We start from the raw sequence: 23,081 nt of genomic DNA, 5'->3' as shown, positions 1-23,081 counted from the left end.
CACGCTGTCTCACCAGCCAGGTCATACCGTGATGACGATCACCACAGCAACCCAGCGATCTTCAAACAACTTCATGTGCGGAAAACGGGGCTAGCCGCCGTCGCGAATGGGTCCACCGATTGACGCGGGCCTATCGCCGGCGCCCGGCGCGCGTTCGGCTCCGTCCTGCGGGCGGTCATCTCGTGACGGAGGCGACCTTGCCGTTGCGGGGGTACTTCCCTCATCGAGCGCGTGGCGGGTGAGCGCCCCTCCCGCCCTTGCCGCTCAGACGACCTCGAACACCGCCATCATGCCCATGCTGGAGTGGTCGAGCTGGTGGCAGTGGAAGACGTACCGGCCCAGGTGATCGGTGAACGTGGCCTGGACTCGGACGGTCTCGCCCGGCGCCACCGACACCGTGTCCTTCGGCCCCTGCCCGGCCGGCACGCCGTTGCGGTCGAGGACCCGGAACTGGACGAGATGCACATGCAGGTTGTGCGGCACCCCGATGGGACTCGTCGAGTTGTGGATGCGCCAGATCTCGGTGCTGTCCCGATTGATCGTGAAGTCCACCCGGTCGGCGTCGAAGAGCTTGCCGTTGATGGTGAACCAGCCGAGGGCGAAGTCGTAGGCGAACGTCACGTCGCGCACGGTCGTGGCCGGGGGCAGCGGGTCCGCCGGGCGCAGCACGGAGGGGACCCGGCTGTCGTCACGCACACGGTCCTCCACGTCGAAGCGCAGCACGGGCAGACCGGTGAGCGTGTCGCTGAGGACCAGTTCGGTGCCCGCCGGATAGCGGGAGAAGTCGACGACGACGTCCGCCCGCTCGGCCGCGCTCAGCGTGATCGTTCCGGTGGGCGCCGGGGCGGGCAGCAGGCCGCCGTCGCTCGCGACCTGCACCAGTTCCTCGCCTCCGGCGAGCTGGAGCTGGAACACCCGCATGTTGCTGGCGTTGAGCAGGCGCAGCCGGTAGCGGCGGCCCGCCACCGGCAGGTACGGGGCCGGGCGGCCGTTGGTGAGGAGGGTCGTGCGGTTGCCCGAGTCGTCCATGATGAAGACGAGGCTGCCGTCGTCGGCGAAGCGGGCGTCGGTCAGCATGATCGGGATGTCGTACGCGCCCTTGGGCAGCTTGAGCGAGCGCTCGGCCGGGTCTTCCAACAGGTAGAAGCCGTGCAGACCGCGATAGACGTGCTCGGCCTCCATGTGGTGGGCGTGGTCGTGGTACCACAGCGTCGCGGCCGCCTGCCGGTTTGGATATTCGTAGGTGCGGGTGGTGCCCGGGTTGATGAGGTCGGTGGGGAAGCCGTCGTGGGCGGCGGGCACGTGGGCGCCGTGCAGGTGCACGGCGGTGCCCATGTCGAGCGTGTTGGTGTGGTGCACGATCACCCGGCGCCCGGTCGTGGCGCGGATGGTGGGCCCGATGTACGAGCCGCCGTAGGTGAGGACGGGTGTCTGCAGGCCGGGCAGCAGTTCGGCGACCGCCGGCCGCGTGGTCACGCGGTAGACGTCGGCGTCGGGCAGGACGGCGGCCGGCTTGAGCGCCGGGGGCAGGGGCAGGGGCACGGTGAAGGGCTCGGGGGCGTCCACGGCGCGTCCCGAGAACGTGGTGGTGGCGTGGTGGCGGTGAGCGGCGGGCCGTGCGAACGCCTGGACACCGGTGTCCTCGGAGGCGAGGACGGGAATCATGGCGGCACCGCCCGCGAGGGCGCCCAGCTTGAACAGGTCACGTCGTTTCACCATGGTCTGCGGCTCCCCGTGTGGTGCTGGCTGCTGCTGCTCCAGCCCGCAGCCGATCGGCTGTGAGATCGCTGTGAGATGTCGTCGGAAGGCTGGCGTTCTGCGCTCGCGCCCGCCTCGAACCCGGCTGGAGCGGGCACGGGTCACCCCGCTCACAACGTGGTCCATGGCGTCTTGAGGGCCGCTCTACCGGGTCGCGGGAAAGTGGGAAGCGCATCGGCGCCGCCGGCGGACAGGACGCCGGAGGCGCCGGCGAGGGAGAGGAGACGGGATGGGGGAGAAGGACCCTTTCGAGGAGGCGTACCGCGCCAAGGCACGGCGGCAGGCACCGCCATGGGACGTGGGGCACCCCCAGGAGGTCGTGGTCCGGCTGGAGCGCGCCGGGCTGATCGAGGGGCCCGTGCTGGACGCGGGCTGCGGCACGGGCGAGCACACGCTGCTGCTGGCCGCGCTCGGCTACGACGTGCTGGGGATCGACAGCTCGCCGGCGGCGATCATCGAGGCGCGGGCCAAGGCGGAGGAGCGCGGGATCGCGGCCACGTTCGAACTCGGCGACGCGTTGCGCCTCGGCGGGCGAGGGGAAGGGTACGCCACCGTGGTCGACACGGGCCTGTTCCACCTGTTCGACGACGAGACCCGCGCCCGTTACACCGCCGCCCTGCACCGGGCCTGCCGTCCCGGGGCCCAGGTGCACGTCCTGTCGCTCTCCGACACGCCGACCGAGGGCTTCCCTCCGGGAGCGGGGCAGGCCGACTACCGCACGGCCTTCGGCGACGGCTGGCACGTCGAGGAGATCCAGGCCGCTCCCTTCACCTGCCTCGACCCGCGTGACCCGCTGCGGGAGGTGGACGTGCCGGGCTGGCTGGCCCGGGTGCGCCGTTCCTGACCCGGGACACCTCTAGCCGCGCCTGCGCCGGTGCTGCGCCTTGCGGCGGCGCGACGGCTTGCCGCGGGCGCGCTCGCCGCCCTCCTTCTCGGTGGCGTTCACGCTCACCGGGGTGGGCGTCTTGGCCCGCTCCGGCGTCCCGGCGTGCGCCGGGGGCAGGCGGAAGAAGGAGGGTGTGCGGTGCAGGATGGGGTCGTCGGCGAGGATGGCGCGGTGCAGCCGCTGGAGCTTTACCGACGGCTCCAGCCCCAATTCCTTTATCAGGCTCCATCGCAGCGTGCGGAAGGCGGCCAGCGCCTCGTCCCGCCGCCCGCAGTGGTGCAGGCAGATCATGTACTGCGCCTGGAGCGACTCGTGCAACTGGTGTTCCATACACAGCGCGCGCAGCTCGCCGAGCATCTCGCTGTGCCGGTTGAGCCGGAGGTTGGCCTCGATCCGCTTCTCGATGGTGCCGAACCGCGCCTCCTCCATGCGGACGATCTCGCGCTGCAACAGCGGCCCCGGCGGCACGTCGACCAAAGCCGTGCCGTGCCACAGCCGCAACGCCTCGTCGAACAGCCGCACGGCCTCGGCGCCGTCGTCGGCATCGAGCGCGTCGCGCCCGCGCGCGTCGAGCGTTTCGTACCTGTGCAGGTCGATGGATTCGGGCGGCAGTCGCAGCAGATAACCGCCGGGGGTCGTGATCAGATTCTCCTTGACGACGACGGAGGTGGGGACTTCCATTGCCCCGGCCATGCTTTTGCGCAATTGCATGATGTATGTCTGCAGCGTCGTCACCGCGCTGCGCGGCGGATTGTCGTCCCAGAGCTCTTCCATAAGACCGGCATTCGGCACGACGCGGTTGGAGTTGAGCGCTAGTAACGACAGGATCTGCCGGGGTTTGTGGGCGCTGGGAGTGATGTCGACCCCGTCTTGTTCGACATGCAGTGCGCCTAGCACTCTGACGTGCATGACGGGCCTCCGTTCTGTGGCGTCCGCCCCGGGTCCTCGGCGGCGGCTTGTTTAGAACTTTCCCTACCAAATTTGCGGGTTATATGGATACTAAGTGGTTCGCAATCGATTGTCACGTTTCTTGGCAGGGTGGATTCAGATTTTACCTCTTGCATTCTCCGGTTAACGCCGAATAGCGCTATCGCCGATTCTCGATAGCGCTCGTGAATCGCCGCGGAAACGATTCCGCGGCGATCTCCCGTTAGGCCGATTCCACGTGTGCCTTGGCCCGCTCCAGAATCAGGCGCGCGTTCCCTCCCAGCGCCCGCTCGATCCACGCCCGGCCGTCGGCGAGGCTCACCTCCGGGCCGAGCACTTCGGCGATGCCCTCCTCGCGGATCACGATGGTCTGGCGCGCGGTCACCTCCACGCCGTCCGGGCGCTCCTCGATAGACCATTCGCCCGTGTGCCCGCTCGACAGGGGCGGAATCACGAGCTGCTTGTAGACGATCTTCCGGCCGGGGATCCCGACCCGTACCTGACGGGTGGTGTGCGGGTTGCCGTCCTTGTCCGGGGACTCCAGTTCGAGGAGGTGCGCCTCCTCGCCGGCCGGCCGGACCTCCGAGTGGGCGAGGTGGTCGAAGTGCTCGTGCCACCTGCTCCCGTCGTACAGGAAGTCGTAGACCGCCTGCGCGGAGCCGGCCACGTGGACGCTGTCCCGCAGTTCGAGCAGCAGCTCGGACGCCCGGGGCTCCAGGCCGGCCGCCGCGAGCAGCGCGGCCAGCTCCGCGTTGCTGTTCTTGTCGAGCACCTCGTCGATCCAGGGAACGGAGTCCTCACTGACGGGCCGGTAGTCGTGCAGCAGCCGCACCAGCGACCTCTCAGGGCCGTCCGGCTCGACGATCCAGCCGCCGCCCATGTCGGCGACGGGATGCTGCGCCACCTCCTGCCGGTAGAAGACGCTCAGGGACTCGGGAGCCAGAGTCCGCAGCGCAACCCACTGGCGGACGTCCTGGCCGCCGTGGAGCCAGATCCGGGCCCGTTCGCGCTCCGCCGTCCGCCCCAGATACTCCACGTGGACGATCGGAGGGAAGATCCGCGGCCACACGGTCAGGTCCGCGAGCAGACCGTAGACGGTCTTCGTCGGAGCGTGCGCGGTGCCCCGGTGCTCTACTTCGTGCTTGTCCGGTTGCGCCAATGCTCTTTCCTTCCTGGAGGGTCTCCGTGGCCGCCATCGTGGTACCGGTCCCTGGTGCCGCTACCGAAGCTCACTCGACTGCCGATCGAGCCCCCTCATTTCCACGCCTCGGCCAGCAGCTCGTAGGAGCGCACGCGATCGGCGTGACGTGAGGTGATCGTGGTGACGAGCAGCTCGTCGGCCCCCGTGACGTCCGCCAGGCGGCGCAGCCGCGACACGACCGTGGCGGGCGACCCGGCGATCTGGGTGCTGATCCGGTCGGCCACGTAGGCCCGCTCCTCGTCGGTCCACTCGTGCGCCTCCGCCTCGGCCATGCTGGGGAAGGGCCCCGTCGCCAGCCCCCGTCGCATGTTCAGCACCCACAGCGCGGTCGGCGCCGCCAGCCGGGCGGCGCTCTCGTCGTCCTCGGCCACGATCACGTCCGCCGACACCATCACGTACGGCTTCGCCAGCCCCTCCGACGGCCGGAACGCCGCCCGGTAGGCCGCCACCGACTCCAGCACGGTCGCCCCGCCCAGGTGGTAGTTGGCCGCGTAGGGCAGGCCGTGCTCCCCGGCGGCCGCGGCGCTGGCCCCCGCGCTCGACCCGAGGACCCACACCTGCAGGTCGGCGCCCTCCGCCGGCAGCGCCCGCAGGACGATCCCCTGGTCGGTGCGGTAGTCGCCGCGCAGGAAGCTCAGCACGTCGCGCACCTGACCGGAGTAGTCGTCGTCCGCGCCGTCCACCTGGCCGAGCAGCCTGGCCTTGACCCGGAACAGCTCGGTGTCGAAGGAGATGCTGGTCCTGGCGGGGATCACGACGCCGTTCACCACCGTGCCCCGATCGATCGCCAGGACCCCGCCCGGCGGGGCCTTGCCCGACTCGGCCGCGACCTCCGCGAACCGCCTGGAGCCGGAACGCCCCAGCCCAAGGTCCACGCGACCGGGATGGAGCTGCGCGATCGTGCCGAACTGCTCGGCGAGCAGCAACGGCGTGGAGTTGGCGATCAGCGCCGCGCCCGAGCCGACCCGCAGGCGGTCGGTCGCCGAGACCACCAGCGCGATCAGCACGGCCGGGGCGGCGGCGGCCACGCTGGGGCTCAGGTGGTGCTCGGCTATCCAGTAGCGGGAGTAGCCGAGCCGTTCCGCGTGGCGGGCCAGGTCAAGGGTCTCGCGCAGGGCGCCGGCCGCCGTGCCGCCCGAGGTGATGGGCGACAGATCCAGGACGGCCAGCGGCACCGCGTCCCCGCCGCTCACGAGGCCAGCCAGGCGTCGTGCAGGCGCAGCCGTACGGACGGGTCCAGGGTCAGCCCTCGCACCGCCTTCGACACCCCCACGACCTGGGCCAGCTCGAAGACGGGGATGGCATAGCCGCGATCGAGCACGGTCCGCTGGATCTCGCCCACCACCTCGGCCCTCCCGGCCTGGTCGAGCGTCTTGACCTGATGGTCGAGCCGATCGTCGAGGTCGGTGGGCGGCAGGTAGGCGGCGGCGGAGAACTTCGTGGAGAAGACCGTGCGCAGGATGTCGGGGTCGGCCCTGGTGCTGTTGCCCCAGCGGAAGTCGATCTGCTTCTTCGCCTGGGCCTCGCCGAACCCGGCCGCGTCCACCGGCCGTAGCTGAAGATCCACACCGATCTTGCGGAGCTGCTGACTCAGCAGTTCGAGGATCGTGGTGTTCGGGTTGAAGCCGGTGGTGAAGTACACGTTCAGGCTCAGCTTCCGGCCGCCCTTCTCCCGGATCCCGTCGGGGCCGGGCTTCCAGCCTGCCCCGTCCAGCAGCGCCGCGGCCCCGGCGGGGTCGTAAGCCAGGTCCTTGCCGAGGTCGACGTAGGCCGGGGTGGAGCTGGTCAGGATGCTGGTCGCCGGACGGTAGGTGGGCGTCAGGACCACGTCCACCACCTGCTTGCGGTCGATGCCCTTGCTGATGGCCTTGCGCACCGCCTCGTCACCGAGCAGCGGCCGGAACGTGTTGGGGTAGAGGGCGTACGGAAGGCCCGGGTTGTAGCGGCTCAGCACCTGGAATCCGCCCTGCCGGAACTGCCGCTCGGTGACCGGCTGCACGTCGGTGATCGCCTGCACCTGGCCGGAGGTCAGCACCCCGGTACGCACGCCCTGCTCGGGCACGATACGGAACTCCACCGCCTCCAGGTACGCCTCACCCTGGTGGGCGGCCAGCGACGAGGGCCAGGCGTACCCGGCTCGCCGCTTCACCGTGACACTGTGGTTGGTCTGCAGCTTGTCCAGCACGAAGGCACCGGAGCCGATCGGCGCGCGGCACCTGTCGGCGGCCGGCTTGGCCAGCGACGCCGAGGAGCTGAGCCCCAGCGAGGTGGTCGCGGTCGCCTGGAGGAACTGGGCGTTGGGGCTTTTGAACTCGACCCTGGCGGTGTGCTCGTTCACCACGGTCGTGCCCTTGTAGCCGAACAGGTAGGTGGAGGCGAACAGCGACTTCGCGCCCAGCTTGACCACCTCGTCGAGGTTTGCCTTGACCGCGGCCGCGTTCACGGGTGCGCCGTCGCTGAACGTCACTCCCTTACGCAGGTGGAACGTGAAGGAGGTGGCCTTGGGGTCGATCTCCCAGGAGGTGGCCAGCCACGGCTTGATCTCGCCGGTGCGGGGATCCTGGTCGGTGAGCGTGTCGAAGAGCTGGCGCATGACGTTGACGGCTGAGGAGAAGTTCGCCTGCGGCGGGTCCAGGCAGACCGGGTCCTCGGACACGGCGATCTTGAGGGTTCCGCCGGGGCGGGGGGTGGTGGCGGCGCTGCCCACTCCTTCCGCCGAGCCGCCGCAGCCGGCCGCGGCGAGGGTGAGGGCGAAGGCGAGAACCGCGGAGATGCCGCGGCCTGCCGGTGACACGACTGTCACTTGTCGGAGCTCCTGTCAAGAACGTGAAACGTGCGAACTCAAGGCGCGCTTGAGCGGCCCGGTGGCGGTCGCCGCCGGGATCGGGTGACGTGCTGAGGAAAGGGGCCGGGTCAGTGACAGGCTTGGCCGGCGATCCGGCAGTAGTCCACGTGGCGGCGGGAGACCAGACGCAACGGGAAAGGCATGACGACCTCTCTTCCGCAGAGCGGCGATACCGGTCACCGTACACGGAGTGGAGGGCTCCGTTCTATGTTAGTCTCGGGATGTGAGAGGGAGCACCGCTGGACGAGGGCCGCGCCGGTCCGACGCCAGCCGCAATGACCAGCGCATTCTCGCCGCCGCCCGGGCCGTCTTCGTCGAGCTGGGGCCCGAGGCTCCGGTGTCGGTCATCGCGGAGCGCGCGGGCGTCGGAATGGGCACTCTGTACCGGCGCTATCCGAGCAAGGAAGACCTGATGCGCGCCCTGTCACTGGCGCACATGGAACAGACCTGGCAGGAGGCCGAGCGCGGTTGCGCCGTCGATGACGTCTGGGAGGGGTTCGAGGGTTTCGTCACCGCCTGCGTCGAGGCCGGCGTGGACGGCTCGCCCAGGCTCGCCGGCACCTTCGAGATCACCGAGGACGTGCTGGCCGCCAGCAAGCGGGCCCGTGAGGCCATTCAGACGCTCGTGGACCGCGCGCAGGAGGCCGGGATCGTGCGTCCCGACGTCAACGCCGATGACATCATCACCCTGCTCCACGCGTTGCGTGAGCGGCGCGCGGAGAAGGGCGAAACGGCGGCCGCGCTCAGCCGCCGTTTCCTCGGCATCGTGCTGGACGGCCTGCGCCCGGAGGGGTCCCACCGGCTGGGCGCGCCGGCCACCGACTGGCAGGAGATCGAGAAGGCGATGAAGAGCCGCTCCAAGGAGCCGGACACCGACCCGGGCTGAGGCGCTCCCTCCGCCTCGCGCACGACCGGGCCGCGCAGCGCCGCGCCGGCCCGTAGTTCCGCATCCCCGCACCGCCCGGCGCGCCGGGCGGCCCGCGGCATGTCCTCAAGGAGGTCTCACGTGCCTGTTGCGATCGCGTTCTCCGAGTACGGCGCCCCTACGGTGCTCCATCCCATCGACATCGACGAGCCCGAGCCCGGCCCCGGCGAGGTCCGGGTCAGAGTCCGTGCCGCCGGCGTGGCGCCGTTCGACGCCAAGCTCCGTGCCGGGGAACTGCGCGACTTCTTCCCCGCGGCGTTCCCGCAGCGGCTCGGTGGCGAGTTCGCCGGGGTGGTCGACGCGGTCGGCGAGGGCGTGACCGGGTTCGCGGCGGGTGACGAGGTGCTGGGCTGGGCGTTCGCCGCCGCGTACGCGGAGGTGATCGTCGTACCCGCGGCCCAGCTCGCCGTCAAGCCCGCGGACCTGTCATGGGAGATCGCCGGCGCGCTGTCGGTGGTGGGGCAGGGCGCGTACAGCTTCGTCGAAGAGCTGGGTGTGGCGGCCGGAGAGACGTTCCTCATCCACGCCTCCGCGGGCGGGGTTGGCACGGTCGCCGCCCAGCTCGCCGTCCTGCGCGGCGCGACGGTGATCGGCACGGCCGGCGAGGCCAACCACGACTATCTGCGCTCGCTGGGCGTCACACCCGTCACCTACGGCCCCGGCCTGGCCGACCGGATCCGGGAGGCCGCGCCCGACGGGGTGGACGCGGCGCTCGACGCGATCGGCGGCGAGGCCACCCACGTCTCGGTCGAGCTGGTCCAGGACCGCCAGCGCATCGGCACACTCGTGGACGCGGAGGCGGCCATCGCCGAACACGGGACCAGGCGGCTGGCGAGCGCCCGCTCCGCGGAGACCCTCGCTCACCTGGCCGGCCTGGCCGCGCGCAAGGAGCTGATCCTGCCGACCACGGCGTTCCCGCTGACGGACGCCGTCCTGGCCCACGAGCGGGTCGATCTCGGACACGGGCGCGGCAAGGTCGTGCTGACCGTGGGCTGAGTGAGGGCTGAGCGAGGTCGAGTCGCGCTCGACGCGTCCTCGACCGGCTCCCCGTTCAATCTCCGCTGCAAGGCCGATCTTCGGCTGCTCAGAACAGGGAGAACGAATGAGGAGTCTGCACCGCGCGATGGGGAGCGTCCTCGCCTCGGCGGCTCTGGTCGCGGTCATGGCCGCTCCGGCTTCCGCGACGGTCACGGGACGCGTCGAGCGTCTCTTCCATGACGACTTCCGCGCAGGTTTCGACACGGTGAACACCTGGGTGGTGGCCCGCGACGGGATCCTCACCACTTCGGCCGACGGACTGAATGTACGTGCGTCCGGCACCAACCCCGCCACCGGCGAGCCCGCCTTCGTCTACACCACCCCGCAGGAGGACGACGGCGGGCTCGGCGCCAGTGACGAGGTCAAGTGGGGGGCCACGGTCAACCACACCTCCTCCAACGGGTTCCGCGGGTTCGACGTGCCGGACGGCTCGGTCTTCAAGTGCGAGGTCTCGCTGGCGGTGCGCACCTTCGGCACCGCCGGCCACCCCTTCGGCAACCTGGCCGGCGACCCGGACCGCGATTTACGGCTGGCCTCGGCGACCGTGCAGTCGGCCGATCCCGAGACCGGCTCGGTGTTCACGTACTTCGTGACCAACCAGCTCATCTACGCCGCCTACGCCCGGCAGCCCAAGCCCGGTCAGAACCACGCCTCCTTCTTCTACGCCATCCCCGTCACGCCGCGGGTGCCGTCACAGACCAACAGCCTGGCCATCGAGTTCGACAAGGACGCGGGTGTGGTGAGCTGGGTGGTGGACGGGCGGCGGGTGCTGAGGCTCGACCGCATCGGTGAGCCGGTCTTCGACCGCAAATACCTGCTCACCGACCACGGAGGCACGCCGCAGCTCGCCCAGCCGCGCCAGCTCTACTGCGGCTTCAGCACCGTCACCTTCCTCGACGGCGCCGGCCGCGACGGGCGGGGGCTGGTGCGCCTGTCGAGCCTGCCCGACGTCTACTACGCGCCGCGCGTGGGGGCGCCGACGCCCGCGGAGTTCTACGACGACGAGAGCCTGGAGAGCAACCGGCTGTGGGGGCAGGGCATCTCGATCCAGGTCGATCACGTGTCCGTCACGCTCCGGCACGGCCACTGAGGGGGCGGCGATGTCAGACGTTCCGAGCACGACGGTACGAGCCCCCGCCACGACCGTCCTGCGGTTGCTGACCGACGTGGCAGCCTGGCCGCGGGTCTTCCCGTCAGTGGTACACGCCGAGCCGATCGACGGCGGGAGCGCCCGCGTGTGGTGGCTGCGCGACGACGAGATCGCCGAGGCCGTCGTCGGGTACGACCGCGGCACCGGCTCCGTGAGGTTCCAGAGTGACGGCCTCGGGCCGCCGATCGGCGGGACCTGGACGGCCGAGCCGCTGGGCGAGGGCGAGAGCAGGCTGCGCGGCGAGGCCGATCTCGAACCCGTCCGGATCGCGGCCGAGGAGGAGACCGGGCAGCCGGAGGTGCACCTGGAGTTCGCCGACACCGTACGGATCGCGGGCGCGGCGAGCGACGTCTACGCCTTCCTGCACCGGGTGGAGGAGTGGCCGCGGGTCGTCCCGCACGTCGCGGCGGCCTCCGCCCGGCCCGCTGGCCCGCACGGCCGGTTCGTCGAGATCGACAACGCCGGTCCCGACGGCCCGGTCCGCACCACCGAGGCGGTGCGGGTCGGCTTCCCGCACCGCGCCATCGTGGAGAAGCATCGGTTGCTGCCGCCGCTGGCCACGCTCCACGTGCTGCGCTGGACGATCGAGGAGTCCGGCGGGTCCGTGTCGGTGACCGCGGCGCACACGGTCGTGATCCGGCCCTCCGGCGTCACGGCCGTGCTCGGCGAGGGGACGACCGTGGCCGGCGCGCGGGAGTGGATCCGCAAGGCACTGGGCGGGAACAGCGTCGTGGTGGCCGAACGCGCCCGCGCCTACGCCGAGGAACGCGCGGGCACGGGGGTTCCTCGGCCTTGAAAGAACAGCGGGCCGGATGATCCGGCCCGTGGCGGCTACGGCTGCCCGGCCGCCAGATACTCGGGCACAACGAGCGTGGTGTCGCGGAAGGCGGGCAGCGCGTACAGGTCCTGGAGGTAACCGAGCAGCCGCGGCCACGACGGCAGCGGCCGCCCGGTGATGACCGACAGCGCGTTCGCGCCCTGGTCGAAGCGGACCAAGGTCGTGTAGAAGCGCAGATCCGCCTCGCTGATCGCGGCGCCGAGCAGGTAGCGGTGCGTCGACAGGCGCGCCTCGAACTGATCCAGCGCCGCGATCACCTGCGGGCGCACGTCCTCGTGGCGCTTGTCGGTGGCCGACAGGGCCAGCGAGATCTCCTCGTAGACGAGGGTGTTGATCGCGTCGATGCGCGCGGCGAGCTCCGGCGGGTACAGCCGGACCTCGCTCGTCGCGTACGCGCCGAACCGGGTGCCGAGGTCGCGAAGGATGTGGAAGTACTCGTTGCTCAGGATGCGTCCCTCGTGCCGGTCCCACAGCACCGGGACCGAGATGTGCCCGGAGTAACCGGGCTGGGTGGCCTCGTACGCCTGGCTGAGCAGGGTGAAGCCGTTGACCTCGTCGGGGCCCCGGCGCTCTCTGAAGGCCCAGCCGCGGCCGTCCCGCTCGTCGTCCACGACCGAGACGCCGATCACCTTCTCCAGGCCGAGCAGCAGCCGGGCGATCCTGGCGAGCTGGGCCACCGGGCATGACAGCGCCACGTAGAGGTGATACCTGCCGGGCTCGGCCCGGTGGGCGTCGTCGCCGATGCGGCCGTCGAAGACGTACACGGGGGGCGCGCTGCGGTCGGGCAGCCCGCGGAACGGGTCGTACCTGCCGTGAACGTCGAGGTCCACGGGGCTGGCGAACGCTGGGACGGAGGTCATGCGGGCTCCTCGATGGTCGGTTCTGCGGGGACGGGGACGGGGACGGCGTCGAGCAGCGTCCGGGTGTAGGCGTGCCGGGGCTCGCGCAGGACTTCGGCGGCGGGGCCGCTCTCGACGATCCGCCCGGACCGCATCACGGCCACCCGGTCGGCTATCTGCCGTACCACCGCCAGGTCATGGGAGATGAACAGGTAGCTGAGGCCGAGCTCGGCCTGCAGATCGGTGAGCAGGTCGAGCACCTGAGCCTGCACGGTCACGTCCAGCGCCGAGACCGGCTCGTCGCAGACGACCAGCTCCGCGCCGAGCGCCAGGGCACGTGCGATGGCCACCCGCTGCCGCTGGCCGCCGGACAGCTCCGCGGGCCGCCGCCGCGCGAGCGAGGCGGGCAGCGCGACCCGGTCGAGCAACTCGGCGACGCGAGCCCGGCGACCGGCACGGTCGCCCACACCGAACGCGCGCAGAGGCTCGGCCACGCTGTCGCCGACGCTCCGCCGCGGGTCGAGCGAGGAGTACGGGTCCTGGAACACCGGTTGCACCCGGCGGCGGAACCGCCGCAGGCCGGCGCGCCCGCCCGCGGCCACGTCGTCCCCGTCGAACACGATCCGGCCCCGCGTCGGCGGGAGCAGGCACAGCGCCATCAGCGCCAGCGTGGACTTGCCCGAGCCCGACTCGCCGACCAGGGCCAGCGTCTCGCCCCGCCGCACGCTCAGCGTCACGTCGTCCACGGCGACCACCGCCTCGCCGGGCGCGCCGAATACCTTGGTGACGCCCTCCACCGACAGCAGGGGCTCGTCAGGAGCGGAGGCGGCGGGCCGCGGCGGCGGGGGAGCGAGGCTCGGGGCGTTCGCGATCAGGCGGCGCGTGTACGGATGGTCCGGCGCGCGCAGGATCCTGGCCGCCGTCCCGCTCTCCACCGACCGCCCCTCGTGCAGCACGACCACCCTGTCGGCCCGCTCGGCCGCCAGCGCCAGATCGTGGGTGACGAGGAGGACGGCCGTGCCCGACCGGTGGGTGAGCGCGGTGAGATGGTCGAGGATCTGGCGTTGCACGGTGACGTCGAGCGCGCTCGTCGGCTCGTCGGCGATCAGCAGCCGGGGCCCGGCGGCGAGCGCGACGGCGATCAGCACACGCTGGCGCATGCCGCCGGACAGCTCGTGGGGATAGCGGCGGGCGCAGGCCGCGGGATCGGGCAGGCCGACCTCGCGGAGCAACTGCACGGCCCGCTCCCGCGCCTGCCGCCGCTCGGCCAGGCCGTGGACCAGCAGCGTCTCGGCGACTTGCGCGCCCACCCGCGTGACGGGGTTGAGCGAGACCATCGGGTCCTGCGGTACCAGGCCGATCTCCCTGCCGCGGATCTGACGCATCCGCCGATGACCGGCGCGGACCAGGTCCTCGCCGCGGAACAACACCCGGCCACCGCCGATCCGCCCTCCGGCGGGCAGCAGCCCGAGCACGGCGTGCGCCGTGGTGCTCTTGCCGGAGCCGGACTCGCCGACGACCGCGACGATCTCGCCCTCGCCGACGACGAGGTCGACGCCCTCGACGGCAGGGCCGCTCCGGTAGGAGACCCGCAGGTCCGTGACACGCAGCAACTCCTCCCCGCCGCTCACCTGGGCACCGCCGCGGTGCCCTCGGGACGGGTCTGGCTGAGCCCCGTCGCGGCCAGCACGGTGAGCACCACCATGAGACCGGGGAACGTCGTCAGCCACCAGCACGTGCCCACGAAGTCGCGGCCCGCGGCGGCCAGGGCTCCCCATTCGGCGTTCGGCGGCGGGGCGCCGAAACCGAGGAAGCCGAGCCCGGAGGTGGCCAGCAGGGATCCGCCGACGGCCAGCACCGCGTATGCGAGGACCGGCGCGGCGGCGTTGGGCACGACGTGGCGGAGCAGCACGACCGGCGTGCGCACCCCCGCGGCGATGGCGGCCTTGACGTAGAGCCGGGTGCGGACGCGCAGCACCTCGGCCCGCATGAGCCGGGCGAATGTGGGCACCGTGGCCAGCGCCACCGCGATGGCGATGTTGGTGGTGCCGCTGCCGAGCACGGCGATGACGACGAGGATCATCAGCATGGTGGGAACGGCCATCAGCACGTCCACCGCCCGCATGACGAGCCCGTCGAGCAGCCCGCCCACGTAACCGGCCACCAGCCCGAGCAGCACGCCGGCGACCAGCGCCAGTGCCGTGGCCAGCAGGCTCACCTGCAGCGAGGGGCGGGCGCCCCAGACGATCTCGCTGAGCAGGTCGCGGCCGAGCTGGTCGGTCCCGAACGGGTGAGCGCCGCCCGGGGGCAGGAGGGCCCGCACGGGGTCGCCCTCGTGCGGCCCGTAGGGCGCCACGACGGAGGGGAACAGTGCGCAGAACCCGATGGCGACGGCGGCCAGCGCGGACAGAACCGTCGCCGGCCGCCGGATGAACGACGGCATCAGGTGGTCCTCCCGGCCGGGCGGCCCGCGGTCACCCGCGGGTCGAGCCACGAGTAGAGCAGGTCGATGAGCAGGTTGAGCACGATGTAGGCGGCGCCGACGAAGACGACCATCGCCTGGACGACCGTCATGTCCCGGTGGGCGATGGCCGTCACCAGCAACCGGCCCAGCCCGGCCCGCCCGAACACGATCTCCGCCACGGTCGCGCCCCCGATCAGCCCGCCGGTCAGCATGCCGACGACAGTGACCGCGGGCAGGGCCGCGTTACGAAGGGCGTGGCGCAGGTTCACCCGGACCGGGCTCGCGCCCTTGGCGAGGGCGGTGGTGACGTACGGCTCGGCGAGCGCGTGGCGCAGGCTGCCGCGCAACACCTGGGCGATCATCCCCGCGCTGGGCACCGCCAGGGTGACGGCCGGCAGCACCAGGCTGCGCACGCCCTCGTTGCCGGTGGCGGGGAAGAGCGGCAGCCGGAACGACAGCCCCTCGATCAGCAGGATGCCCAGCCAATAGCCCGGCATCGATACGCCCAGCACGGCCAGCCCCGCGAGCGCGCCGCTCAGGACGCGCCGGCGCGTCAGCGTGGCGGCCACCGCGACGGCCACGCCGGCCAGCAGCGACAGCGGGAGCGCGAGCGCCAGCAGAGCGAGGCTGGCGGGCGCCGCCTCGGCGATGGCCAGGACCGCAGGCTGGCCGGAGGCGATGCTCCTGCCGAAGTCGCCGGTCAGCGCGTTGCCGAGGAAGGCCAGGTACTGCTCCGCGATCGGCCGGTCCAGCCCGAGCTCGTGACGCAGCGCGGCCTCCTGCTCCGGCGTGGCCTGCAACCCGCCGAGATTCCCGTCGAGCATCAGCTCCACGGGGTCTCCCGGGAGGAGGTGCACGAGTGCGAACGAGAGCGACACCGCGACGAGCAGGACCAGGGCCAGGGAGAGCAGGCGCTGAAGGAGATACCGGCTCACCGGCGCGGCGGAGAGGACAAGACGATCATGATCTCCACGTTAACAACGGCATCGCTCCCGCCACTCGAGTCGCGCTGGAGCGCCGGTGGAGTGCTGGCGGAGCGGCCTGGCTCGAACCGTATTCGAGCCCCGGCGGCGAAAATCCCCCCATCCGGCCGCCGGCCCCTGCCACGAGGAGATCACATGCCCGAAGGGACGCAGCTCTACCTGGAACTGCTCAAGAAGATCCTGACGAATGTCATCTACCAGGACCCGACCTTCCCCGACCCCGCCGCCGAGCACGGCATCTCGGGCTACCGCGACGACATCCGGGAGATCGGGCTCGACTGGCCCACCGTGGCCCACACGATGGTGGGCCGCAAGCGCCTGGACAACGTGCACTGGGCGGTGGAGAAGGTCCTTGAGGACGAGGTGCCGGGCGACTTCGTCGAGACCGGCGTGTGGCGCGGCGGCGTGTGCATTCTGATCCGCGCGATCTTGCAGGCCCACGGAGTCACCGACCGCACGGTGTGGCTGGCCGACTCCTTCGAGGGCATGCCGGTGACGGGGGAGGAGAGTCACGAGGCCGACCGCAGGCTGGCGGTGCACCGCTACAACCACGTGCTCGCGGTGTCGCTGGAGACGGTGAAGGAGAACTTCGCGCGGTACGGGCTGCTCGACGACAAGGTCAAGTTCCTGAAGGGCTGGTTCAAGGACACGCTGCCCACGGCGCCTCCCGGGCCGCTGGCCGTCATCCGGCTCGACGGCGACCTGTACGAGTCGACCACCGACGCGTTGGTGAACCTCTACCCGAGGCTGTCGCCCGGCGGCTTCGCCATCATCGACGACTATGCCATCGGAGCCTGCCGGGAGGCGGTGCACGACTACCGGGCGACGTTCGGGATCAAGGACGAGATCGTGCCGATCGACACCTTCGGCGTCTACTGGCGGCGGACGGACTGAGCGGGCCGTCGCCGGCCCGCACGGGCGGTCAGCAGACGTAGGGGCGGGCCGCCCGCGCCGCCCGCAGCGCCTCGCCCCACCAGCCGAGCTGGTCGAGCAGGAGCTTGGCGGCGGCGTTGACGCTCTCGGCGTCGTGCGGCCTGCCGGTCTCGTCGAACTGGGTGTAGGCCATGTGGAAGCTGACCGTCTCGCGGATCGTGGTGGCGTGCAGCTCGGCGAAGACGAGCCGGAGCTGCTCGACGGCGCGCAGGCCGCCCGCGTAGCCGCCGTAGGAGACGAAGGCCACGGGCTTGGCCCACCACTCGGGGTGGACGGAGTCGATGGCGAGCTTCAGCGAGGCGGGATAACCGTGGTTGTACTCCGGGGTGACCACGACGAAGGCGTCGGCGGCGCCGATGCGGGCGGCGAAGTCGCGTACTTCCCGCTCGGGGTACTCACCGGTGCTGACCGGGTGTTTCTGCTGGATGATCGGCAGGGACACCTCGGCCAGGTCGATGACGTCGAGCTCGAAGCCACCGTGATCGCGGACCTGGTCGACGAGCCACTTCCCCACGATGGAGCCGAAGCGGCCCTCGCGGGTGCTGCCGATGATCACGGCCAGTTTCAGGGGAGCGCCGGACAATGGGAATTCCCTTCTGGGCGGCGGATTGGAGGGCATCGTAACATTAAATGGAGCGGTGCGCTCCGTTCGGAGCGGATCGTTCCACATAGCGCGGTCCAGCGGCCGTGTAGCCGGAATCGAGCGGCCCCGCCCATGGTGACGGCATGACCGACACCACTTCACGGCCGCGCCGCTGGCTCGTCACGGGAGCCTCACGGGGCCTCGGCCGAGCGGTTGCCGAGGCGGCCCTGGCGGCCGGCGACACCGTGATCGCCACCGCGCGCAAGCCGGCCGCGCTCAACGACCTCGTCGCCGCTCACGGGGACCGCGCCGTCGTCCTGCCGCTCGACGTCACCGACCGGCAGGCCGTCTTCGCCGCCGTCGAACGGGCGATGGAGCCGGCGGACGGCATCGACGTCCTGGTCAACAACGCCGGTCACGGTCTGGCGGGGGCCGTGGAGGAGGTCTCCGAGACCCAGGCGCGCGAGGAGCTGGAGGTCAACTTCTTCGGCGCGCTGTGGTGCGTCCAGGCGGTGCTGCCGGTGCTGCGCCGCCAGGGCGGGGGCCACATCTTCCAGATGTCGAGCATCGCCGGCGTCACCACCTACCCCAACCTCGGCCTCTACTGCGCGAGCAAGTGGGCGCTGGAAGGGCTGAGCGAGACGCTGGCCCAGGAGGTGGCCGGCTTCGGCATCCGGGTGACGATCGTGGAGCCGGGCGAGTTCCGCACCGAGTGGAGCGCGGGCAGCATGGTCAGGGCCGTGCCGCTGGCCGCCTATGACGACGTGCTGGCCAAACGGCGGCACGGGCTGTCGGGGGCGTACGCGTACCTGCAGCCAGGCGATCCGGCCAGGCTCGGGCAGGCGCTGCTGGAGGTCCTCGACGCCGACCCGCCGCCGCTGCGCCTGCTGCTCGGCCGCGGTGCGGCCGAGCTCGCCCCGCGCGTTCTGCGCGAGCGCGTCGCAGGCTGGGAACCGTGGCGCGAGCTGGCCGAGAAGGCGGACTTCGATGCATGAGACCGGACGCGGGCGGTCTTGGATTCGTGAGGTGACGTGCGGCGTGGAGAAGGGAGCAGGAGCATGAGGGTCATGGTCGTCGTACTGCCGGCGCTCGGTCACCTCTTCCCGGTCGTGCCGCTCGCCTGGGCGTTGCGCGCGGCGGGGCACGATGTGCTGGTGGCCACCTCGGACGGCGCGGTGGACGCCGCGGTCCGCGCCGGGCTGCCGGTCGTGGACGCGGCGCCCGGCGTGGACATCGCCGCCACGGTCTTCGGGCAGGGTCAGGGCACCCAGGAGGAACGCGCCCGCACCCTGCGCGAGCGCGGCAAGAAGATCGCCGAGGCCGGCGCCACCACGCCCGACCTGGTCTTCGAGCGCTTCGCGCGGGTCTCCACGCTGATGGCGGACGAGACCCTGCGGGTGGCCCGCGACTGGGGCCCCGAGCTGGTGGTGTACTCCCGGCTGCAGGGGGCGGGCCTGCTCGTCGCCGCCGCGCTGGGCGTGCCGGCCGTCGAGCATGGCTTCAACTTCGTCGCCGAGCCCGGCTTCGCCCGCCGCTACCTGCCGCACCTCGCCGAGCTGTTTTCCCGCAACGGCGTGCCGCCACGCGAGCCGCGCGTCCAGCCGGTCCACGTCGCACCGCCGGAGCTGATGATCGGCGGCGGGGAGGGCTGGTCCGCGCGGTACGTCCCGTACAACGCGGGTGGTGAGCTGCCGGGCCGGCTCTGGGAGCCCGCCGGGCGGCCCCGGGTGCTGGTCACGCTGGGCACCGTGGTGCCGAAGATGGCCGGGCTCGGCGGGCTGGCTCCGCTGCTGGCCGCCGCGGCGGAGACGGACGCAGAGTTCCTGCTGGCGCTGGGCGGTCAGCCGGAGCCCGGCGCGCTCGGGCCGCTGCCCGCCAACGTACGGGAGGTGCCCTGGGTGCCCCTGCATCTGGTGCTCACCCGCTGCGCGGCCGTCGTCCACCACGGCGGGTCGGGCACGACGCTGACCGCCCTGGCCGCCGGGGTGCCGCAGCTCGTCCTGCCGCATGGCGCGGACCAGTACCTCAACGCGGGCGTCGTCGACAGCGCGGGGCTGGGGCTGCGCCGCGAGCCCGCGGAGGCCGACCAGAAGGTCCTGGCCGAGCTGCTGGAGGACGGCCCCGTACGCGCCGCCGCGCGGGCGGCGGCGCGGCGCGTACGTGAGCTGCCCGCCCCGGCCGCGCTGGTGCCGAGGCTGGAGGCCCTGGCCGCGGCGGAGGGCTGAGCGCGGCTCACCCCTGGGGCTTGCGCGCGGGACCGGGCTCGTCGTTGTAACCCTTCTCGATGAACGCGATGTTGTGGTAGAGGTGCACGCCGGTCACGTGGGCGTCGGTGTAAGACGGCTCGTGACCGGGCCCGTGGTCGTACTCCTTGTGGTGCAGGCCGTCGATCAGGGACCTGAGCAGGCCCATCGTGGTGCCCGGTGCGGAGGGGCCGCCGCCGTAGGAGGGCCAGTAGGAGGTCTGCAGGTCCTCGATGACGTACCAGCCGCCCGGGCGTACGTGCGGGAAGAGCGCCGCGAACGAGGTCAGCACGTGCCCGTTGACGTGACTGCCGTCGTCGATGACGATGTCCAGCCCGCCGAGCCCGGAGCCCAGGCGGTCCAGGAAGGCGCTGTCGCTCTGGTCCCCCCTGATCGTGCGGACGCGGGGCTCGTCCAGCCGCTTGTCGTGCACGTCGAGCCCGTAGATCAGGCCCCGGCGGAAGTACCGCTGCCACATGCGCAGCGAACCGCCGCCGGCGCGGGGGTCGTCGTAGCCGCCGATGCCGATCTCCAGCAGGTGCACCGGAGCGTCGCGCAGCGGCGCGAAATGGCGTTCGTAGTGCGGTGTGTACCAGTGCACACCTCCCCACTTGTCGGAGCCGAAGGTCACGGCCAGGTCGTCGAGGGCCGGGGGCACGGGCCGGAGCTCGCGCAGCAGCGCGTGGCCGGCTCGCACGCCGCGCCGCCTGCGCGCCAGCAGCGGCGGCACCTCCGCAGGGTCGGGGTCGTCCGGCCAGCGGGCCAGCAGCTCGTGCTGCCTGCGCAGCCCGGTGGCGCGCGTGCCGTACAGCGCCCGCGCCAGGTCGGCGATCGGGTACGTGATCCGCACGTCGGCCCCGCTCGTTTCACCCTCCACCACGGCCGCGCCCTCGGGCCCGAAGCCGATGTCGAAGGCAATACCGGAGACCGGGCCGGTGTCGTCGGCGTCAGGACCGGTCAGCTCCAGCCGGACCACCGACTCCTCGGCGGCGGGCCCGCAGCGGCTGAGCAGCTCGGTGACCAGCACGCCTGCCACCTTCTCCGGCCCGATCTCCGCGATCACGCGCTCGTGGCCGCCGTCCAGGTCGCTCGCTCCGACCAGCGACGCCACCACGCCCCACGGTTCCGCATCCGTCATTCGAAGCACCCCTTTCTCGTCCCGTCTACCGGCCGAGAGTGGCCGGTGGGCGCGGAGGCGGCGTCCACGCGTGCTGGAGAAGGACTGGAGACGGCCCGTCCCCGCCGCCGGCACGGGCGGCCGGATCCGCCCGCGCTTGAGCGCCGGTAGAGGGACGCCGGTGACAGTGAGTTCGGCGCGCCCCGGCGGGTGCGCCGCGAGACGGAGGTGACCGGAATGAACGTCAGGACACCCGGGCCGGCCGCGGAGCCTGCGGCGCGAGGCGTTGCGGCGGGCGAGCGGGCCGTGCGCGAGCTGGCCGAAGTCGCCGGGCGGCACGCCGAGCGGGCGGACGCGTCGGGGGAGCCGGCCCATGAGGCGGTGTCCGGCATCGTGGCCGCCGGTTTCGCCCGCCACTTCGTCCCCGAACGGCACGGCGGGGCGGCGGGCGGGTTCGCCGCGCTGCTCGGTGCTGTCGCGGACGTGGGGGAGCGGTGCGCGTCCGTCGCATGGTGCGCCTCGCTGGCGGCGGGGTCCGCGCGGCTCGGGGCGTACCTGCCGGAGCGCGGGCAGGCGGACCTGTGGGGCGGCGGGCCCGACGTGCTGGTCGCGGCGGGGCTCATTCCCTCCGGGCGGGCGGTGCGGCAGCGCGACGGCTGGAGGCTGACCGGGGAGTGGGCCTACACCAGCGGCGCCGATTTCTCCGACTGGGTCCTGCTGTGCGCGCCGACCGGTCCGGGCGACGGCGACGGCGTCGGAGGCAACGCGGCGCGGTTCTTCGCCGTCCCGCGCGCCGGGTACACGGTGCGGCGTACCTGGCGGGCGCTCGGCATGCGGGCCACCGCCAGCGACACGGTGGCGGTGACGGACGGGTTCGTCCCGGAGCACCGGTCGGTGCCGCGCGAGCGGATCTACCAGGGCGCGGCGGCGCACCCGGCGGCGCACCCGGCGGCGCACCCGGCGGCGCGGTGTCACGCCGTGCCGCTGCGGCTGGTCAGCGGGCTTCTGTTCGCCGCGCCCGCGCTCGGGGCCGCGACGGCCGCCGTACACGCCTGGAGGGAACGCCTGCGCGCGGAGGCGGCCGCGGGCGAGAGCGCCCGGCTGGTGCTCGCGCGGTCCGCGACCGAGGTGGAGACGGCCCGGCTGCTGCTGACCCGGGCCGCCGAGACGGCCGATCGCGCACCGCTGGGCGGCCCGCAGGATGCCGCCGCGGACGAGGCACGCAACGCGCGTGACTGCGCGTACGCCGTCGAGCTGCTGCGGGAGGCCACCGATCGGCTGTTCCGCGCCGCGGGCACCCGCGTCCAGGCCGCCGGGAATCCCCTCCAACGGGCCTGGCGGGACGTCTCGTGCGTGGCCGGCCACGTGGCCCTGCGCTTCGAGCCCGCCGCCCTCCAGTACGCCGCCCATCTGCTCACCTCCTCCCCCGAGGACCGGTTCGAGCGCGAGTCGAGCCAGGCGGCAGCCGGGCTCCAGGCCCGGGTGTGACCGTCGGGGTGGGACAGCGCGAAAGCGAGGAGACGGCATGACCGAACAGCACAGCACCGGGGACGCGGGGGCCACGGTCGCACGGCGTGGGCTGGCGCTGGTGACCGGCGGGACCAGCGGCATCGGCCTGGCCGTGACCAGGTCGCTGGCCGCCACCGGCTACCAGGTCTTCATCTGCGCCCGCAGGGCGGACCAGCTCGCTCTGGTGGTCAAAGGGCTGCAAGAGGAGGGGCTGGCGGTGGACGGAGTCCCGGCCGATGTGCGCGATCCCGGCGACGTGCGCACCTTCGTCGAGACCGCGGTGCGGCGCCACGGCCCCGTGGACGTCCTGGTCAACAACGCCGGGCGCAACGGCGGCGGCGTGACCGCCGAGATCACCGACGAGCTCTGGTTCGACGTCATCAACACCAACCTGAACAGCGTCTTCCTGGTCACGCGCGAGGTGTTGACCAACGGCGGCATGGCGGCTCGGGGGCAGGGCCGGATCATCAACATCGCCTCCACGGGTGGCAAGCAGGGCGTCGTCCTCGGTGCCCCGTACTCGGCCTCGAAGCACGGCGTGATCGGCCTGACCAAGGCGCTCGGCCTGGAACTGGCCAAGTCCGGCATCACCGTGAACGCCGTCTGCCCCGGGTACGTCGAGACCCCGATGGCCGAGCGCGTCAGGAACGGCTACGCCGAGGTCTGGGGGACCACGCCGGACGAGGTGCTCACCAGGTTCAACGCCAAGATCCCGCTGGGCCGTTACTCCACCCCCGGCGAGGTGGCCGGTCTGGTCGGCTATCTGGTCACCGACACGGCGGCGTCGATCACCGCGCAGGCGCTGAACGTGTGCGGCGGCCTGGGCAACTACTGAGAGGAGA

General features: G+C 72.1%; 21 protein-coding genes. 10 read left to right on the top strand and 11 right to left on the bottom strand.

Annotated features, from left to right (window positions below):
- Nucleotides 1-264: 264 nt before the first annotated feature.
- On the bottom strand, nt 265-1,719 hold the full coding sequence (locus tag ABZS69_RS60260) for a multicopper oxidase family protein (RefSeq protein WP_355391841.1): 1,455 nt from the start codon (nt 1,717-1,719) through the stop codon (nt 265-267).
- 268 nt (nt 1,720-1,987) lie between these two features.
- On the opposite strand from ABZS69_RS60260, the gene ABZS69_RS60255 reads away from it, so the two are divergent.
- Nucleotides 1,988-2,602 carry a class I SAM-dependent methyltransferase gene (locus ABZS69_RS60255; protein ID WP_355391838.1) on the top strand — a complete coding sequence of 205 codons (615 nt, stop codon included), beginning with the start codon at nt 1,988-1,990 and terminating at the stop codon, nt 2,600-2,602.
- 12 nt (nt 2,603-2,614) lie between these two features.
- Here the strand turns inward: ABZS69_RS60255 and ABZS69_RS60250 are convergent, their stop codons facing one another.
- The 4 genes from ABZS69_RS60250 to ABZS69_RS60235 form a co-directional block, all read right to left on the bottom strand.
- Entirely contained in the window at nt 2,615-3,553 is a 939-nt protein-coding gene (locus ABZS69_RS60250; protein ID WP_355391835.1) for an AfsR/SARP family transcriptional regulator, read from the bottom strand.
- A 241-nt stretch (nt 3,554-3,794) separates the two neighbouring features.
- The gene (locus ABZS69_RS60245) at nt 3,795-4,730 is read right to left on the bottom strand and encodes an aromatase/cyclase (RefSeq protein ID WP_355391833.1); all 936 of its coding nucleotides are present in this window, start codon (nt 4,728-4,730) and stop codon (nt 3,795-3,797) included.
- A gap of 95 nt (nt 4,731-4,825) precedes the next feature.
- Nucleotides 4,826-5,965, bottom strand: coding sequence for an LLM class flavin-dependent oxidoreductase (locus tag ABZS69_RS60240; RefSeq protein WP_355391830.1), 1,140 nt, complete (start codon nt 5,963-5,965; stop codon nt 4,826-4,828).
- The gene (locus tag ABZS69_RS60235; RefSeq protein ID WP_355391827.1) at nt 5,962-7,575 is read right to left on the bottom strand and encodes an ABC transporter substrate-binding protein; all 1,614 of its coding nucleotides are present in this window, start codon (nt 7,573-7,575) and stop codon (nt 5,962-5,964) included. Before ABZS69_RS60235 ends, ABZS69_RS60240 begins: the two co-directional genes overlap by 4 nt.
- A 265-nt stretch (nt 7,576-7,840) precedes the next feature.
- Here ABZS69_RS60235 and ABZS69_RS60230 point away from each other — a divergent pair, with 265 nt between their 5' ends.
- From ABZS69_RS60230 to ABZS69_RS60215, 4 genes are all read left to right on the top strand, one after another.
- Nucleotides 7,841-8,503, top strand: coding sequence for a helix-turn-helix domain-containing protein (locus ABZS69_RS60230; RefSeq protein WP_355391824.1), 663 nt, complete (start codon nt 7,841-7,843; stop codon nt 8,501-8,503).
- Between the two features lie 120 nt (nt 8,504-8,623).
- Nucleotides 8,624-9,538 carry an NADP-dependent oxidoreductase gene (locus tag ABZS69_RS60225; protein ID WP_355391822.1) on the top strand — a complete coding sequence of 305 codons (915 nt, stop codon included), beginning with the start codon at nt 8,624-8,626 and terminating at the stop codon, nt 9,536-9,538.
- Between the two features lie 106 nt (nt 9,539-9,644).
- A complete protein-coding gene (locus tag ABZS69_RS60220) occupies nt 9,645-10,670 on the top strand; it encodes a DUF6081 family protein (RefSeq protein WP_355391819.1) in 1,026 nt (341 codons plus the stop codon).
- Between the two features lie 10 nt (nt 10,671-10,680).
- Entirely contained in the window at nt 10,681-11,526 is an 846-nt protein-coding gene (locus ABZS69_RS60215; RefSeq protein WP_355391816.1) for an SRPBCC family protein, read from the top strand.
- A gap of 35 nt (nt 11,527-11,561) precedes the next feature.
- On the opposite strand, the gene ABZS69_RS60210 is transcribed toward ABZS69_RS60215, so the two are convergent.
- The 4 genes from ABZS69_RS60210 to ABZS69_RS60195 are packed head-to-tail and all read right to left on the bottom strand — an operon-like array spanning nt 11,562 to nt 15,806.
- Nucleotides 11,562-12,428: a glutathione S-transferase C-terminal domain-containing protein gene (locus ABZS69_RS60210; RefSeq protein ID WP_355391813.1), complete on the bottom strand. Its 867-nt coding sequence runs from the start codon at nt 12,426-12,428 to the stop codon at nt 11,562-11,564.
- Nucleotides 12,425-14,038 carry an ABC transporter ATP-binding protein gene (locus ABZS69_RS60205; RefSeq protein WP_355391811.1) on the bottom strand — a complete coding sequence of 538 codons (1,614 nt, stop codon included), beginning with the start codon at nt 14,036-14,038 and terminating at the stop codon, nt 12,425-12,427. The genes ABZS69_RS60210 and ABZS69_RS60205 overlap by 4 nt, the downstream gene beginning before the upstream one ends.
- Complete coding sequence (locus ABZS69_RS60200) at nt 14,035-14,850, bottom strand: ABC transporter permease (RefSeq protein WP_355391808.1); 816 nt, start codon at nt 14,848-14,850, stop codon at nt 14,035-14,037. Before ABZS69_RS60200 ends, ABZS69_RS60205 begins: the two co-directional genes overlap by 4 nt.
- The gene (locus tag ABZS69_RS60195) at nt 14,850-15,806 is read right to left on the bottom strand and encodes an ABC transporter permease (RefSeq protein ID WP_355391806.1); all 957 of its coding nucleotides are present in this window, start codon (nt 15,804-15,806) and stop codon (nt 14,850-14,852) included. Before ABZS69_RS60195 ends, ABZS69_RS60200 begins: the two co-directional genes overlap by 1 nt.
- Before the next feature lie 183 nt (nt 15,807-15,989).
- On the opposite strand from ABZS69_RS60195, the gene ABZS69_RS60190 reads away from it, so the two are divergent.
- Nucleotides 15,990-16,748, top strand: coding sequence for a TylF/MycF family methyltransferase (locus ABZS69_RS60190; protein ID WP_355391803.1), 759 nt, complete (start codon nt 15,990-15,992; stop codon nt 16,746-16,748).
- Nucleotides 16,749-16,776: 28 nt separating this feature from the next.
- On the opposite strand, the gene ABZS69_RS60185 is transcribed toward ABZS69_RS60190, so the two are convergent.
- On the bottom strand, nt 16,777-17,370 hold the full coding sequence (locus ABZS69_RS60185; RefSeq protein WP_355391800.1) for an NAD(P)H-dependent oxidoreductase: 594 nt from the start codon (nt 17,368-17,370) through the stop codon (nt 16,777-16,779).
- A gap of 143 nt (nt 17,371-17,513) precedes the next feature.
- Between ABZS69_RS60185 and ABZS69_RS60180 the strand changes: the two genes are divergently transcribed.
- Both ABZS69_RS60180 and ABZS69_RS60175 read left to right on the top strand, forming a co-directional pair.
- Nucleotides 17,514-18,365 carry an oxidoreductase gene (locus tag ABZS69_RS60180; protein ID WP_355391797.1) on the top strand — a complete coding sequence of 284 codons (852 nt, stop codon included), beginning with the start codon at nt 17,514-17,516 and terminating at the stop codon, nt 18,363-18,365.
- 63 nt (nt 18,366-18,428) lie between these two features.
- Nucleotides 18,429-19,595, top strand: a complete 1,167-nt coding sequence (locus ABZS69_RS60175) for a nucleotide disphospho-sugar-binding domain-containing protein (protein ID WP_355391794.1) — start codon at nt 18,429-18,431, stop codon at nt 19,593-19,595.
- Between the two features lie 7 nt (nt 19,596-19,602).
- On the opposite strand, the gene ABZS69_RS60170 is transcribed toward ABZS69_RS60175, so the two are convergent.
- Complete coding sequence (locus ABZS69_RS60170; RefSeq protein WP_355391792.1) at nt 19,603-20,751, bottom strand: class I SAM-dependent methyltransferase; 1,149 nt, start codon at nt 20,749-20,751, stop codon at nt 19,603-19,605.
- A 216-nt stretch (nt 20,752-20,967) separates the two neighbouring features.
- On the opposite strand from ABZS69_RS60170, the gene ABZS69_RS60165 reads away from it, so the two are divergent.
- A complete protein-coding gene (locus ABZS69_RS60165; protein ID WP_355391789.1) occupies nt 20,968-22,218 on the top strand; it encodes an acyl-CoA dehydrogenase family protein in 1,251 nt (416 codons plus the stop codon).
- 37 nt (nt 22,219-22,255) lie between these two features.
- Nucleotides 22,256-23,074, top strand: coding sequence for an SDR family NAD(P)-dependent oxidoreductase (locus tag ABZS69_RS60160; RefSeq protein WP_355391786.1), 819 nt, complete (start codon nt 22,256-22,258; stop codon nt 23,072-23,074).
- Nucleotides 23,075-23,081: the final 7 nt, after the last annotated feature.

The organism is Nonomuraea sp. NPDC005650, from assembly GCF_040605375.1.
GTDB lineage: Bacteria > Actinomycetota > Actinomycetes > Streptosporangiales > Streptosporangiaceae > Nonomuraea.
The sequence above is the reverse complement of the archived record's forward strand: the minus strand, read 5'-3'. Positions and strand labels throughout refer to the sequence as shown.

Excerpts from the sequence above, each read along its gene's own strand:
- ABZS69_RS60260 (WP_355391841.1), bottom strand. The coding sequence starts at position 1,719 with ATGGTGAAACGACGTGACCTGTTCAAGCTGGGCGCCCTCGCGGGCGGT.
- ABZS69_RS60255 (WP_355391838.1), top strand. The coding sequence starts at position 1,988 with ATGGGGGAGAAGGACCCTTTCGAGGAGGCGTACCGCGCCAAGGCACGG.
- ABZS69_RS60250 (WP_355391835.1), bottom strand. The coding sequence starts at position 3,553 with ATGCACGTCAGAGTGCTAGGCGCACTGCATGTCGAACAAGACGGGGTC.
- ABZS69_RS60220 (WP_355391819.1), top strand. The coding sequence starts at position 9,645 with ATGAGGAGTCTGCACCGCGCGATGGGGAGCGTCCTCGCCTCGGCGGCT.
- ABZS69_RS60215 (WP_355391816.1), top strand. The coding sequence starts at position 10,681 with ATGTCAGACGTTCCGAGCACGACGGTACGAGCCCCCGCCACGACCGTC.
- ABZS69_RS60210 (WP_355391813.1), bottom strand. The coding sequence starts at position 12,428 with ATGACCTCCGTCCCAGCGTTCGCCAGCCCCGTGGACCTCGACGTTCAC.
- ABZS69_RS60200 (WP_355391808.1), bottom strand. The coding sequence starts at position 14,850 with ATGCCGTCGTTCATCCGGCGGCCGGCGACGGTTCTGTCCGCGCTGGCC.
- ABZS69_RS60190 (WP_355391803.1), top strand. The coding sequence starts at position 15,990 with ATGCCCGAAGGGACGCAGCTCTACCTGGAACTGCTCAAGAAGATCCTG.
- ABZS69_RS60180 (WP_355391797.1), top strand. The coding sequence starts at position 17,514 with ATGACCGACACCACTTCACGGCCGCGCCGCTGGCTCGTCACGGGAGCC.
- ABZS69_RS60175 (WP_355391794.1), top strand. The coding sequence starts at position 18,429 with ATGAGGGTCATGGTCGTCGTACTGCCGGCGCTCGGTCACCTCTTCCCG.
- ABZS69_RS60170 (WP_355391792.1), bottom strand. The coding sequence starts at position 20,751 with ATGACGGATGCGGAACCGTGGGGCGTGGTGGCGTCGCTGGTCGGAGCG.
- ABZS69_RS60165 (WP_355391789.1), top strand. The coding sequence starts at position 20,968 with ATGAACGTCAGGACACCCGGGCCGGCCGCGGAGCCTGCGGCGCGAGGC.
- ABZS69_RS60160 (WP_355391786.1), top strand. The coding sequence starts at position 22,256 with ATGACCGAACAGCACAGCACCGGGGACGCGGGGGCCACGGTCGCACGG.